Origin of the sequence: Streptomyces durbertensis (genome assembly GCF_014156695.1) — a bacterium.
GTDB classification, from domain to species: Bacteria; Actinomycetota; Actinomycetes; order Streptomycetales; family Streptomycetaceae; genus Streptomyces; species Streptomyces durbertensis.
Genome location: NZ_WMLF01000018.1, coordinates 13688 through 28142, shown reverse-complemented (window position 1 = coordinate 28142; position 14455 = coordinate 13688). Strand labels below are relative to the sequence as shown.

Below are 14455 nucleotides of genomic sequence, written 5' to 3'. Positions count from 1 at the left end.
GGCGCGGTCATCGGGGGTCTCGGGGCACGGCCGGGCGGTCGGCCGACAGGCGTGGTCAGCCGACGGGCGTGGCCAGGCGGTCGAGGTGGCGGGCGAAGTCGCCGGTGACCGCGGCGGCGTGGTTGTCGATGTAGAAGTGCCCGCCGGAGAACTCCCGGTGGCCCAGGTAGCGGGGGCTGCGGGCCCGCCAGTGGGTCATCGCGTCCGGGCTCTCCTGCAGCGGGTCGGAGCGGCCGCCGTAGGAGACGAGCGGGCAGTTCACCGTGCGGCCGTCGTCCTCGTACTGCGCGGCGACCAGCAGGTCGGCGCGCAGCGCCGGGACGACCAGCGCCAGCATCTCCGGGTTGTCGTAGATCTCCGCCGGGAACGAGCCCAACTTCTTTATCCACTCCACCAGTTCCGGCTCCGGCATCCGGCTCTGCTCCTCGGTCGGCTGGAAGAAGCCGATCGGCGACCAGCCGGAGGTGCCGAGCAGCGCCGGCGCGGGCAGGCCGTCCTCCTCCAGCCGCACGGTCAGCCGGTAGGCGAGCTGGGCACCGAGGCAGTGGCCGAAGAAGGCGAACGGCCGGTCGTCGATCTCGGCGACGACCGCCTCGTAGAGGGCGTCGAGCAGCGGGTCCCAGCGGTCGAAGCTCTGCTCCTCGCGGCGGTTGTGGCGGCCCGGCAGCGTGACGGCCTGCGCGGCCACCGTGGGCGGCAGCAGCTCGCCCCAGTCCCGGTAGATGATCGCCCCGCTGCCGGCGTGCGGCAGCAGGAACAGTCGGGTGGTCGCCTCGTCGGTGGGCTCGACGGGATGGAACCAGTGGCCCTCGGCGGACATCTCCGATGCCGGACTCTCCAACACGTCTCTCTCCTCGGGTTCGTTCGGGCGTGTGTGTACGTACGTGGGGCCGGTCAGTCGGCGGACGCCGCGCGCAGCGCCGGCAGCAGCCGTTCGGCGATCTGCGCGAGCTGCGGCGCCGGGTCGAGCGAGCCGATCCGGATGACGATGTGCCGGGCGCCCTCCCTGACGTAGCCGGCCAGCCACTCGGCGCACTCCTCGGCGCTGCCCCAGCCGTAGGCCTGGATCGTCGACATGGCCTGGAGGGTGCGGCCGTAGTAGTGCTCGATGTAGTGCTCCAGCTCCTTCTTGGCGGCGTCGGCGTTGTCGTCGACGGTGAGCGTCGCGTACAGGCCGGGGGTGACGGCGTCCGCCGGTCGGCCCTCGGCCTCGGCGAGTTCGGCGATCCGCCGGCGCGCGCGGCCGTAGGACTCGGCGGACGGCAGGAACGGCAGCCAGCCGTCGTAGTGCCGCGCCACCCGGGCCAGCACGCGCGGGGTGTCGCTGCCGGCCAGCCACAGCGGCGGGCCGCCGGGGGTGAGCGGGCGCGGCAGCCGGTCCAGGCCCTCCGCCTGCCAGTGCCGGCCGGCGAAGTCGCGTTCCGCGCCGGACTCGTGGCTGCGCCAGGCGGTCCGCCACAGCCGGACGATCTCGTCCAGCCGGCCGGCGCGGCCCTCGAACGAGGCGCCGACGGCCGCGAACTCCTCCTCGGTCTCCGGCACGGGGAAGCCCGAGCCGAGGCCCAGCACCAGCCGGGAGCCGCAGACGTGGTCGAGCGCGGAGAGCATGTTGGCGCCGATCAGCGGGTGCCGCAGCGCCGGGGTGAGCGCGGCGGTTCCCAGCGTGATCCGGTCGGTGGCGGCGCCGGCGGCGGCGAGCACCACCAGCGGGTCGAGGCGGGGGCGGGCGATCAGCGAGTCGCCCGTCCACAGCGAGTCGAAGCCCAGCTCCTCCGCGGTGCGGGCGAAGTCGAGCAGCGGGTTGGCGGCGAAGTCTCCGGTGATGGCCTGCTCACGGGTCGGCAGCAGGACGCCGACGCTCAGCGGTGTGCGAGGCGTGTGCATGGGGGCTCGTCCCTTCGGGTACGGGGTCGGCTCGGGCGGGAGGTCGGGCGGTCAGCCGGCCGACTTCTGCAGGCGGTCGCGCACCTCGCGGCGCAGCACCTTGCCCGAGGGGTTGCGCGGCAGGGCGCCGGCGAAGTGGTAGGCGCAGGGGATCTTGTAGTCGGCGAGGCGCCCGTGCAGGAACGTCATGAGCTCGCGCGGTGTCGCGCGGGCGCCGGGGCGCAGCACGACCTGGGCGTGGACCATCTCGCCCCAGCGCGGGTCCGGCAGCCCGACCACCGCGCAGTCCGCGACCGCCGGGTGCTCGGACAGCTGCTTCTCCACCTCGGCCGGGTAGATGTTCTGACCGCCCGCGATGATCGTGTCGTTGATCCGGTCGCAGAGGAACAGGTAGCCGTCCGCGTCCAGGTAGCCGGCGTCGCCCATGTGCAGCCACTCGCCGACCAGCGTGGCCGCGGTGGCCTCCGGCAGGTTCCAGTAGCCGAGCATGCGGGACGGCGCGCGCACGCAGACCTGGCCGATCTCGCCCGGCGACAGCTCCCGCCCCTCCCGGTCGACGATCCGCAGCTCGTTGCCGGGGCAGGCCCGGCCCGCCGAGGTCAGCAGCGGACTGCCCGGGTGGTGCGCCTCCGGCGGCAGGCAGACGGCCACGCTGCCGGTCTCGGTGCTGGCGTAGATCTGCGCGAGTTCGCAGCCGAAGACCTCCATGGAGCGGCGCAGCAGCCCCTCCGAGATCGGCGCGGCACCGTAGGCGATCTTCCGCAGCGTGCGGAACGTCTCCGGGCCGGCCCCGGGCTCGTCGAGCATCATCTGGAGCATGGCCGGCGCGGCGAACGTCGTGGTCACACCGTGCGCCTCGATGAGCCGTACCGCGTCCTGCGGGTTGAACATCCGCATCACCACGTTGGTCGCGCCGGCGCAGAAGCCGTGCAGGAACCAGCCGAGGCCGGCGATGCCGAAGCCGGGCAGGGAGATGAGGTTGACGTCGTCGGCCCGCCAGTCGATCCACTCCACACCGGCCTCGGCCATCGCCTTCGGCAGGGTGAAGAAGCTGCGCTGGGCCAGCACCACGCCCTTCGGCAGACCGGTGGTGCCGCTGGTGTAGATCTGGGCGACGGCGTCGTCGGGTCCGGTGCCGGGGTCGAGGTCGTCCTCGGGGCTGCCGGCGCACCAGGCGCGCAGCCCGGCGTCCCGCTCCGGGGTGGTGGCGGCGTCGGCGGTCGGCGCAGGATCGGCGTCCGGTGCCGCGTCCGTGGTCACCACGCGGCGCAGGGCGGGGAGTTCGGCCCGGACCCGCTCGGCTGTCGCGCCGAACTCCCGCTCGGTGAACAGGATCTCGGCGCCGGAGTCGCGGAGGATGTGGTCCACCTCGCGGGCCGTGAGCCGCCAGTTGACCGGCACGATCACCGCGCCGGCCTTGGCGCAGGCCAGCACCAGGGCGTAGTAGTGCTCGGACTCCCGGCCCAGGTAGGCGACCCGCGCGCCGGCGGTCACGCCGTCGGCGAGGAGGGCGTGCGCCAGCCGGTTGCTCCAGCGGTGCAGGGTGCCGTAGTCGACGGCCCGGCCCTCGCAGCGGACCGCCGGGTGGCCGGCCCGGTCCCGGGCGTGCCGGGCGGAGCGGTGGGTGAGCGTCCAGCCGTCCCGCTCGGAGGCGGGAGCGGGCGCGGTGGCGGGGGTATGGGTGGATGTGGTGGTGGGTGTGGTGGTCATGCCGCCGCCTCCTGCGGGACGAGTCGGCCGTGCAGGAAGTCGCTCAGCTCGCGCACGGACGGGTGGTCGAAGGCGAGGGAGGCCGGCAGCGAGAGCCCGAGCGCCTTCTCCAGACCGCTCCTGACCTCCATCCCCATCAGCGAGTCCAGGCCGAGCGAGACGAACTTCGCGTCGTGGTCGAGCGGGTCGTCCGGGCCCATGCGCAGCGCGGCGCCGACCTTCCCGGCGACCAACGCGGTGATCTGCTCGCCGCGTTCCCGCGCGGGCAGCTTCAGCAGCTCGGCCACGTCGACGGCGGCCTCGCCGTCCTCGTCCGAGCCGCCCGCGCCGACCAGCCGTTCGTAGAGGCGGTTGTCGACGGGCGTGGCGTCGGTGTACCGCCGCCAGTCGACCTCGCCGACGACCCGGCGTACCGCGCCGCCGCCGATCATGCCGTCCAGGGCGCGCAGGGCACGTGTCGGCGAGAAGAACTGGATGCCGCCGCGCACGATCTCCTTGCCCAGGTTGTCGTCGAGCCGGGCCGACATGCCCACGCTCGCCCAGGCACCCCAGTTCGCCGCCGTGGCGGGCAGACCCGAGGCGGCCCGCCACTCGGTGAGCGCGTCCAGGAACGCGCTGGCGCCCGCGTAGTGCGCCTGGGTGGCGCCGCCGATCACGGAGGCGATGGAGGAGTAGCAGACGAAGAAGTCCAGCTCCGGCAGCTTCGCGGTCGCCTCGTGCAGCAGCCAGCCGCCGTACACCTTCGGGCCGAACTGCTCGTCGATCTCCTCCCAGGTCAGCGCCGACACAAGCTGCTTGCCGATCGCGCCGGCGGCGTGCACCAGGCCGCCCACCGGGACGCCCAGCTCCTTCAGTTCACCGAACAGCCGGGCCACGTCGGCCGCCCGGCCGACGTCCGCGCGGGGGAGGTGGACGGTGGCCCGCTCGGAGAGTTCCGCCAGCACCTCGGCGGCCTCCGGCGTGGGCCGGCCGCTGCGGCTGACCAGCGCCAGGTGGCGGGCGCCGTTGTCGACCAGGGCGCGCGCGGTGACCAGTCCGAGGCCGCCGAGACCGCCGGTGACGACGTACAACCGGTCGTCCCGCACCCGGGGCCCGGTCGGGGGCGCCGCCCCGGCCTCCGGCAGCAGCACGGGTACCGCCGCCGGGCCGTCCTCCCGCGCCAACAGCCGTAGGGCCTCGTCGAGTTCGTCGAGCGAGACGGGTTCCGTCGTGGCTCCGGCTCCGGCCGTGCGGGCGGCGGCCAGTGCGGCAGCGGCGGCGGTCAGACCCTCGGGAGCGGGGACGACGTCGGAAGCCCGGACGGTCAGCGTGCGGCGCAGAGCGCCCTCGGCGTGGACGAGGACCCGGTCGCCGACGGCCGGCCCCCCTTCGACGCCGGGAGCGACGGCGGTCACCGTGCCGTACGCGCCACCGCCCAGCGGCGCGCCCGGCTCCTCGGCGGCCCGCCGCGCGTCGTCCGCGGTGACCGCGGCGGAGTGCACGGCTACCGCCAACTCGCCATCCGCCAGGTCTGGTTCGGGCGCTGGCACGACGTCCGGCGCGGCGGCGCTGCCCTCGGCGGCGTGGACCGCGTAGCCGCCGGGGAACGCCGGGCTCCGGTCGCCCGCCAGCAGTCGGCGGACGTGGCGGCGGCCGTCGCGGTGGGCGACCTGGAACTCGCCGCGCTCCTCGTCCAGTTCGCCGGCGAGCAGTTCGTCGACCAGGCCGGTGGGCGGGCCGCCCGGCAGGTCGAGCAGCGTCACACGAAGGTGCGGGTACTCGTTGAGCAGGGTGTGGCCGAAGCCCCACAGGGTGGCGGCGGCCAGCCGGTCGCCCTCGCCCGGGGTGTCACCGGGGAGGAGCTGGGCGCGTTCGGTGACCAGCCACAGGCGGGGGGAGCGGCCGGTGGCGTCCAGCGCGGCGACCGTGGCCAGCAGCGAGCGGTAGTTGTGTGCGCACTCGGCCCGCAGCCGGTCGGCGGCACCACCGCTGACGTCGGCGTCGTCCCCGGCGCCGTGGTGCCAGAACCAGCAGACGTCGGTGACCGAGGCGTCCAGCGGGGCGTCGCCGAGCTCCGTGGTCGCGGTGAGGCGGATACCGGCCCGCTCGGCGGACACCGTGAGGGTGTCGGCGTCGACGCAGGGCGGCACGAGGGCCAGCGCGTGGCGTTGCCCGTCGGCGGTGCCGGTGGGCGGGGCGGTGCGGCGCAGCCAGCGCTGCCGGTGCAGGAAGTGCCGTCCGGCGGACGGGGCCTGGGCGGCGCGTGCCAGGCGGACGCCGGTCAGTTCGGCCACCGGCTCGTCGCCGTCCCACAGAGTGACGTCGGCGGTGCGCTCGACGACCCGGCCGTCGTCGGCGTGCGCCGCCTCGGGCCCGGCGGCGGTGACGGTCGCCGCCACCGTGAGCCGGTGGCCGCGCGGCTTCTTGTGCAGGCGTACGGCGGCGAAGCCGACGGGCCGCAGCGCGGGCGCGTCCGGGTGGTCGACGGTGAGTGTGTGCAGGGCGCCTTCGAGGACCGGCAGGGGGAGCTGCTGGAGGCCGCCGGCGGGTTCGGTGTCGAGTTCGCCGAGCAGCGTCCCGTCCGGCAGCCGGCCGGCGCGGCGCAGGGAGCGCAGGGCGTCGCCGACGTCCTGGCCGGCGCCGGTGAGGTCGGTGTAGACGTCCTCGGCGGGTGTCCAGCGGACGGCGTCGTGCTGGTCGCCGTCGGGGGTGGGCGGCTGGACGAGGTGTTCGGCGGCGGCGGTCGTCGGCTCCAGCAGCGCGGTGACGTGCCGCGTCTCCTCGTCGGCGGCGACGCTCACCACCTCCACCCGGGCGCGCCCGTCGGGCAGCGGCTCCAGGCGGGTGCGCAGCTCGACGGTGGCGGCCGTGTCGGACTCCTCGGGGAGCGGCAGGGCCGCGGTGACCAGCAGCTCGCGCAGCACCACCCGGGTGTGGCCGTGCACGGCGTCGGCCAGGGCGAGCAGCAGCTCGACCCAGCCCGCGACCGGCAGTTCGGGCCCTTCGGCGGTCCGCAGCCCGCGCAGCGCGCCGAGCTGCTGGGCGCCGCAGACGGTGGTGAACTCCCGTACGCCGTCCTCCCGTAGGCCGTCCTCGCGGGCGCGTTCGGCGCCGAGCAGCGGGTGGTGGACGGGACCGCTGGCGGAACCCGCGCCCGCCGCGCCCGGCTTGCCCACCGGCAGCCAGTGGCGCCGGCGCTGGAAGGCGTAGTTCGGGAGGGTGACGCGGCCCGGGTCGTGGCCCCGGTGGTAGCCGGACCAGTCGACGGCGAGTCCGGCCGCGTAGTAGTCGGCGAGGGCGCGGACCAGGGTGTCGCCCGTGGTGTCCTTGCGGTGCAGCGAGGGCAGCCACAGGTGGTCCTCGACCGGCAGGCAGCGCTTGGCGAGCGCGGTCAGCGCGGTCGCCGGGCCGACCTCGACCAGGGCGTGCCGGCCGCGTTTGGCGAGCGCGCGGACGCCGTCCATGAAGCGCACCGGCTCGCCGATGTGCCGCACCCAGTAGTCGACGTTCCCGATGTCGGAGAGCCGGGCCGCCTTGCCGGTGACGTTCGAGAAGAGGGTGATCTGCGGGGCGTGGAAGGTGAGGTCGGCGAGCTCCGCGCGGAACTCGTCGTAGACCTCGGCCATCTGCGGGGAGTGGAAGGCGTGCGAGACGGTGAGCCGGTCGACGCGCAGGCCGTCGGCGGTGAGCTTGGCGCACAGGTCGTCCAGGGCGTCGCTGTCGCCGGAGACCACGCACTGGTCGGGCGCGTTGACCGCGGCGAGCGCCAGCCCCGGGTGGTCGGCGAGCAGCGGCTCGATGTCGGCGGCGGAGGCACCGACGGCCGCCATGCCGCCGCGCGCGCGGACCGACTGCATCAGCCGCGAGCGCACGGCGACCAGCCGTACCGCGTCCGGCAGGTCGAGCACGCCGGCCACGGCCGCCGCCGTCACCTCGCCGATGCTGTGGCCGATGAGCGCCTGCGGCCGCACCCCCCACGACATCCACAGCCGCGCGAGGGCGTACTCCAGGGTGAACAGCGCGGGTTGGGTGTGCGAGGTGCGGGCCAGCAGCTCGACGGGCACGTCCCGGTCGGTGACCAGCTCGCGGACGGAGAAGTCCAGGTGGTCGGCGAACAGCCGGTCGCACACGTCGACCTGCTCGCGGAACTCCGGGTGGCGTGCGTAGAGCGCGGCGCCCATGCCCGGGTACTGCGAGCCCTGCCCGGTGAACAGGAACGCCGTGCGGCGGATGCGGGAGGACTGGGGGCGGCGTTCGCGGGCCAGCTCCGCGTCGAGGAAGGCGCGCAGCCCGTCGGCGTCGGCGACCGGGGCGGCCAGCCGGTGGGGGAAGTGGGCGCGGCCGACGTGCGCGGTGAAGCACAGCGCGTCGAGGTCGACGTCCGGGCGGTCGTCGAGGAACGCCCGGTAGTTCTCGAGCTGCCCGACGAGCGCGGGCTCGGACTTGGCGGAGACGGTGAACAGCTTCGGCGGCGCCGGGACCTCCGTCGCGCGCGGCTCCCCGGCGCCGACCTCCGGCGCCTGTTCGAGGACGGCCGCGCCGATCGTGCCGGCGAATCCGAAGCTGTTCACCAGTGCTCGGCGCACGCCCGGCGGATACGGGGTGCACTCCGTCGGCACCTTCACCGCATACACGTCCCACGGGATGCGGCCCGAGGGGTTGTTGAGGTTCAGGTGGGGGTAGATCGTGCCGCTGCGGAGCTGGAGGACGGCCTTGATGACCCCGACGATGCCGGAGGCCGGCTCCATGTGGCCGAGGTTCGTCTTCACCGAGCCGACGAGCAGCGGGTTGTCGCCGTCGTGGCCGGGCGCGAACGCGTCGTTGATCGCGCCGAGTTCGATGGGGTCGCCGAGCGGGGTGCCGGTGCCGTGCGCCTCGACGTACTGGATGTCGGCCGGGCCGAGCAGCGCGGCGGCCATCGCGCGGCGCATGACCTCCTCCTGCGCGACGCCGTTCGGCACGGTCAGCCCGGCGCTGTCGCCGTCCTGACCGACGGCGGTGCCGCGCACGACGGCCAGCACCCGGTCACCGTCGCGCACGGCGTCGGTGAGCCGCTTCAGCACGATGATCCCGCAGCCCTCGGCACGCACGTAGCCGTCGGCGGCCTCGTCGAAGGTCTTGCACTGGCCGTCCGGCGCCAGCATGTTGGCGTGGCTGAACATCACCGGGATACGCGGGTGGTGCAGCGCGTTGACGCCGCCGCACAGCGCGATGTCCGTCTCCCGGTTCCGCAGCCCCTGCACCGCCATGTGCAGCGCCGCCAGCGACGACGAGCAGGCGGTGTCGACGCTGACGCTCGGGCCGCGCCAGCCCAGGAAGTACGACAGCCGGCCGGAGAGCGGGAACATCGTGATGCCCGACGCCAGGTGGCCGTCCAACTGCTCGTACGGAAGCGCGTCCAGCTCCAGCGCGTAGTCGATCGAGCTGGCCCCGATGTAGACGCCGCCGTTGCCGCGACGCGACGCGCTGGGGTCGATGTTGGCGTGCTCCAGCGCCTTCCAGGCCGTCTCCAGCACCATCCGCTGCTGCGGGTCGATGTACTGGGCCTCCTTCGGCGAGATGTTGAAGAACGGCGCGTCGAAGAGGTCGATGCGGTCGAGGAAGCCGCCGCCGGTGGTGCGGATGCGGCCCTTCTCCTCCGGGTCCGGGCTGGCCGGGTCGCTCGGCGAGAAGCGCTCCACGTCCCAGCGGTCCTCCGGCAGCGGGCTGATGCCCGAGACGCCGTCGCGGAGCAGCGCGTCGAACTCCTCCGGGGAGTCGCAGCCGCCCGGGAAACGCAGCCCGATGCCGACGACGGCGATCGGCTCGTGCTTGGCGGTCAGCAGCTCGTCGGCGTCCGCGGCCGCCTCCAGGGCGGGAGCCAGCGCGGAACGCAGATAGGCGTCGAGTGCGGCGGGGCGTTCGGCGGGGCGTTCGGCGGTCACGCGGAGACCTCCAGCGCGTTGTCGAGGTAGGCCACGAGCTGTTCGATCGTGGGCTGGTTGAACAGCGCGGTGGCGTCGATGTCCAGGCCGAGCTCGCGCTCCAGGCTCTGCTTGACGTCCATCAGCCGCAGCGAGGTCAGCCCGAGGTCGAAGAAGCTGACGTCTACCGAGAGCTCCTCGTCCTCCTCCATCAGCAGCACACGGCGGAACTCGGTGAGGGCCAGGTCCTCCAGTGCCTCGGCGCGCTCCTGCGGCGGGAGTCCGCGGAGGCGTTCCTGTGTCAGGGCGGCGTTTGTCATGTCGGCCCCCGTAGTCCGGCGGTTGGGAAGGGTTGTGCGCCCAGGCAAACAGGACGAACTGACAGCCACCTGATGAGCACCTGATGCCGCGCTGATCGGATGTGGGTTCGTGCCGACACGACAAGACCCCCGGCGCCGGGGCGCCGGGGGTCCGGGTCGTTCAGGTCGTTCGGGCCGTTCGGGCCGTTCGGGCCGCTGGTCAGCCCAGGTCGCGGCCGACCGGGCGCATCCGCCGCCACAGCACGGCGGCGCACCCCGCGAAGACCACCAGCGGCACCAGGCCCAGCACAAACGCCTCCCCGTAGGAGTCGCCGCGCGCCAGCGCCGGGAAGAACACCGTGCCCGCGATGGCGACGCCGAGCGCCGCGCCGCCCTCCTGCATGGTGTTGACCGCGCCGGAGGCCGACGCCGCGTGCTCGCCCGCGACACCCGCCAGCACGGCGCCCGTCAGCGGGCCCGTGGTCATACCCATGCCGAGGCCGGCGACCAGCAGCGCCGGGATCGTCCACAGCGCGCTGGTGCCCTCGCCGAGCGCGAGCACCAGCACACCCAGCAGCACGTAGCCGACCCCGAGCATCACCGGGCCGAGCCCCGTCGCCCGGGGACCGATCCGCGCCGACAGCAGCGACGCCCCGAAGTAGCCGATGCCCAGCGGCAGGAACAGCAGACCCGACTCCAGCGGCGAGTAACCCCGGCCCTGCTGGAGGAAGTACGCCAGCAGGAAGAAGAACGAGCCCATCGCCATGAAGTAGCTCACCAGCGCCACGAGTCCGACGGAGAAGCTGCGCTGCCGGAACAGTGCCAGGTCCACCAGCGGCGAGCCGCCCTGCCGGGTCAGCCGCCGCAGATGCGCCACGAACAGCCAGAACAGCGGCACCGCGGCCGCCAGCGCCGCCCATCCCCACACCGGCCAGCCGCTCTCGTGCCCCTGCACCAGCGGGTACACGACGGAGACCAGCGCGACCGTCACCAGCACCGCGCCGACGAGGTCCAGCCGGGCCCGGCCGTCGCCCCGCGACTCCGGCACCACGCGGGCCGTGAGCAGCAGCGCCACCGCGCAGACCGGCAGGTTGATGAGGAAGATCGTGCGCCAGCCGAGGCCCGCGATGTCGCTGCTGATCAGCACACCGCCGACCAGCTGGCCGAACACCCCGGCCAGCCCGACGGCCAGGCCGTAGGCGTTGAACGCCTTGCCGCGCTGCTCGCCCTCGTACGTCGAACTGAGGATGCCGAGCACCTGCGGCACCAGCAGCGCCGCCGCGATCCCCTGCGCCACGCGCGCGGCGATCAGCGCCTCCGGGCTGCCGGCGATCCCGCAGGCCAGGGAGGCCAGCGTGAACAGCGCCAGGCCGAGCGCGTACATGCGGCGGCGCCCGTACAGGTCGCCCAGCCGGCCGCCGGTGATCATGCCGGCGGTGAACGCGACGCCGTAGCCGATGATCACCAGCTGCGCCTGCGCGGTACTCGCCCCCAGGTCACTCTGGATCGACGGCACGGCGACGTTCACGATGAAGTAGTCGAGGACGGTGATGAAGGCGCCGGTCAGCACGACCAGGAGGGTGGCCCAGGAGGCCGCTCCGCCCGGCGGCGCCGTGGTCGGTCGGGTCGACGAGCTGCCGGCGGCGGGCGCCGGCTGTGCCTCGGTGGTCATGTGTGAAGCTCCAGGTCGGTGGCGTGGGTCGGTCAGCCCTACCGGACCCTCCCCCCACACCCTGACACCGCGCTGACGCCCTACTGACACGCCCCGGTTCCCCCTCTTCCCGATGCTCGCGAGCCGGGGTTCTGGCAGCGTAGCGACCCGCCGCGCGGCGACGGTCCGCTCCCGCTGGTGGTGCGATATGCGGGTCGGTGTCGAACTGATCCGGCCCAAGGCCCCGCGCACAGACCAGCGGCTGATCGACGATGTCTTCGGCGCACTGGAGGAACAGACCGTCGTCCTCTCGGGCACGGCAGCCTCGACACCGTCATCTCCGCCCTCGCATGTGGCATCAGGCAAGGAAGCGGATACCCGGATTCCGTTATTCTGCAGGTACCCGATGGACATTAACTGGCCCCACTGGTAACGTTCTCGCCGTTCAAGCAAAAGCAGCATCGCCGACCCTGACCAGGCCGGCGAGAACAAGGGGAGACAAATGAAAACTGCTATGACTGATCGAGTTCGGAACGGGCGCCGGTTCGCGATTGCCGCGCCGCTGCTGCTGGTGCCAACGTTGCTTGCGGCCGCACCGACGGCCGGCGCCGCCGAGCAGGCCCCGGTGGCGCCGGCCGTCGCGGAGGCCTCCGCCGACCAGGCGGCGGACGTCGGAGCGCTGCGCTGTAGCGGCAAGGCGGTCGGACTGCCGTTCAAGTGGGGCAAGGTCTCCAAGACCTGCTCCCGCACCAGCGCCCCGACGGAGAAGTCCATGCCCGTCCGTTGGAGCGTCCAGAGCGGCACCAACCAGTCGGCGTGTGTGCAGGCCAGGATGGGGGACGACCGTAAGCCGAGGGAGTGGCAGTCCGTGGGCTGCGGCAAGAAGGGCGACGGGAAGATCAAGTGGGACCCGAACACCATGTCGATGCTCGAGGTCCGCGTGAAGAGCATGAGCCCGGTACACATCGCGACCGTGAGCTACTACTGATCCACTGAGCTGTGGGCGGAGACCCTCCCCCGGGCCTCCGCTCACCACCTCCGCCGGGAGCATCATTCCGGCGGAGGTTTTTCGTGCGCAAAGATTCCCTTTGCGGAAGATTTTCAATGAAGGCCGGCTGCGCGTTTCCGAAAAAGCGTCGCTCCGGCCCGAAGAGAATTCCGGGCCGGTATTTCTATGCTACGCCTGAAATTGCGACGCGAATGCGGTCATCAGGCTTTCCTCGTGGCCGCACGCCCCAGCGGTCGATCTCGACGATACGGCGGCGCCCGAGGGCGAGTCGAGACCTTTGAGCTTTTGTTGAGGAATGGGTTTTCCGGGGGCGGTGCTGCGGGTCGGTCACCGGAGGCCAGTCGCACTGGAAGCCCTGGGCGCGCTGCCAGGTCAGCGCCTCTGCCCGGTGCGTCGCGCGCCCTGCGGGCCGACCCTCCGAGCGGCGCCGGAAGTTCAGGTCGTTCGCGACTCGATGTGTGCCTGCTTGCCGCCGCGCCCCGGTTCAGCCCGCGCGGCCGGTGAGTGCCACCGGGAGGCCGAGGCCGAGCATCCTGACGCCACCGGTCTGCCCGAGCAGCGACAGCCGCCGTGGGGGACGCCTGTTTCCGCCGACGCGGGCGGCGCGGGCTCGGGCGGAGCGGCCGGCTTCGCCGAGGAGGACCACAAGCGCGGCAACAAGCGGCACCCGCGACCGGGACCGGCGCCAGGGGCGTCCACAGCGGCAGCGCCTCCGCGCGGCGCGGGCACGGGGCGGGGCCGGGGTGGCACGGAAACCGGTGGACCGGCCGGCTGCGGGGTGGGCGTCAGACGGTGGTCAGCGCGTTATCAGGTGGGTTGACGAGCGTGGTGCGACCTCCCCGGCGCTGCGACACAAGGAGATCACCTCTATGCAGTCCGCGCAGAGAACCACAACCGCTCCCGCCAAGGGGGCGCCGCCCGGTGCGGAACCGGGCCAGTCCGCGACGTTCGCCGAGCTGCTGCGGCGGGTCAAGGCCGAGGGCCTGCTCGATCTGCGGCCGCGCTACTACGTCGGAAAGCTCGCCCTGAACACCTCGCTGCTGGTCGCCGGGCTCACCGCGTTCGTCCTGGTGGGCGCGAGCTGGTGGACGCTGCTCGTCGCCGTGTGGATGGGGTTCTGCGGCGGCCAGTCGTCGTTCATGTGGCACGACGCCGGGCACAAGGCGATGTTCCGCAGCAAGCGGCTCGCCACGGCGGTGGGCCTGTTCCACGCGAACTTCGTCAACGGCATCAGCTACGGCTGGTGGGTGAACCACCACAACCGCCACCACTCGCACCCCAACCACCTGGACCTCGATCCCGACATCGGCCGTCGTACCGCGATCTTCGACCGCAAGCAGTACGCCAGCCGCACCCGCAGGCAACGCTTCATCGTGCGCCACCAGGGTGTGCTGTTCTTCCTGCTGCTGGTGTGCGAGCTGTTCAAGATGCAGATGACCGCCTACCGGAACATCGCGCGGCGGCAGGTCCGCCAGCCGGTGCTGGAGGGTTCGATCATCGCGGCCCGTGCCGCGCTGTACCTGGGCGCGGTGTTCTGGGTGCTGACGCCGCTGCAGGCGGTCGCGTTCATCGTCGTCCAACAGGCCGCGCAGGGCGTCTACTTCGGCATGATCTTCGCGCCGAACCACAAGGGCATGGAGCTGCGGGACGGCGAGGAGGAGACGCTGGACTGGCTGGAGCGCCAGGTCCTCACCTCCCGCAACATCCGCCCGTCCTGGCTGATGGACTTCGTCTACGGCGGGCTGAACTACCAGATCGAGCACCACCTGTTCCCCGCGATGCCGCAGCGGAGTCTGCCCAGGGCGCGGGAGCTGACCATGGAGTACTGCGCCGAGCGCGGTATCCCGTACAAGGAGGTCGGCTTCTTCCGCTCCTACCGTGAGGTCGCGACGTTCCTCGACGAGGTGGCGGCCCCGATCAGAGCAAGGCAGGCGTCCTGATGTCGATCGTCCAACGAGCGGGCGCCGCGCCGGCGGCGCCCGCGCCTCAGGCCGTGGGAACGGCCGCGGGTGAGAAGCCG

Annotated in this window: 8 protein-coding genes and 1 pseudogene; 3 read left to right on the top strand and 6 right to left on the bottom strand. The window is 73.1% G+C overall.

Translation table 11 applies throughout. The annotated features are described in order from the left end of the window. Positions 1-55: 55 nt before the first annotated feature. The 6 genes from GL263_RS02420 to GL263_RS02395 all read right to left on the bottom strand — a co-directional run bounded on the left by GL263_RS02420 (position 56) and on the right by GL263_RS02395 (position 11447). Positions 56-820 (bottom strand): thioesterase II family protein, encoded by a 765-nt coding sequence (locus GL263_RS02420; RefSeq protein WP_182853861.1) that lies wholly within the window; start codon positions 818-820, stop codon positions 56-58. Positions 821-894: 74 nt separating this feature from the next. Then, on the bottom strand, positions 895-1884 hold the full coding sequence (locus GL263_RS02415) for an LLM class flavin-dependent oxidoreductase (protein WP_182853859.1): 990 nt from the start codon (positions 1882-1884) through the stop codon (positions 895-897). A 51-nt stretch (positions 1885-1935) separates the two neighbouring features. Further along, positions 1936-3594 carry a long-chain-fatty-acid--CoA ligase gene (locus GL263_RS02410; protein ID WP_182853858.1) on the bottom strand — a complete coding sequence of 553 codons (1659 nt, stop codon included), beginning with the start codon at positions 3592-3594 and terminating at the stop codon, positions 1936-1938. Beyond that, positions 3591-9497 (bottom strand): type I polyketide synthase, encoded by a 5907-nt coding sequence (locus GL263_RS02405; RefSeq protein ID WP_323379218.1) that lies wholly within the window; start codon positions 9495-9497, stop codon positions 3591-3593. Before GL263_RS02405 ends, GL263_RS02410 begins: the two co-directional genes overlap by 4 nt. Further along, on the bottom strand, positions 9494-9796 hold the full coding sequence (locus GL263_RS02400; RefSeq protein ID WP_182853857.1) for an acyl carrier protein: 303 nt from the start codon (positions 9794-9796) through the stop codon (positions 9494-9496). The genes GL263_RS02405 and GL263_RS02400 overlap by 4 nt, the downstream gene beginning before the upstream one ends. Before the next feature lie 199 nt (positions 9797-9995). After that, entirely contained in the window at positions 9996-11447 is a 1452-nt protein-coding gene (locus GL263_RS02395) for an MFS transporter (RefSeq protein ID WP_182853856.1), read from the bottom strand. A 199-nt stretch (positions 11448-11646) separates the two neighbouring features. On the opposite strand from GL263_RS02395, the pseudogene GL263_RS02390 reads away from it, so the two are divergent. The 3 genes and pseudogenes from GL263_RS02390 to GL263_RS02380 all read left to right on the top strand — a co-directional run. Next, positions 11647-11786 (top strand): annotated as a pseudogene (locus GL263_RS02390) (IS110 family transposase); the annotation flags it as partial. 154 nt (positions 11787-11940) lie between these two features. Next, positions 11941-12414: a hypothetical protein gene (locus GL263_RS02385; RefSeq protein WP_182853855.1), complete on the top strand. Its 474-nt coding sequence runs from the start codon at positions 11941-11943 to the stop codon at positions 12412-12414. An 890-nt stretch (positions 12415-13304) separates the two neighbouring features. Beyond that, positions 13305-14375: a fatty acid desaturase family protein gene (locus GL263_RS02380; protein WP_182853854.1), complete on the top strand. Its 1071-nt coding sequence runs from the start codon at positions 13305-13307 to the stop codon at positions 14373-14375. Positions 14376-14455 lie beyond the last annotated feature (80 nt).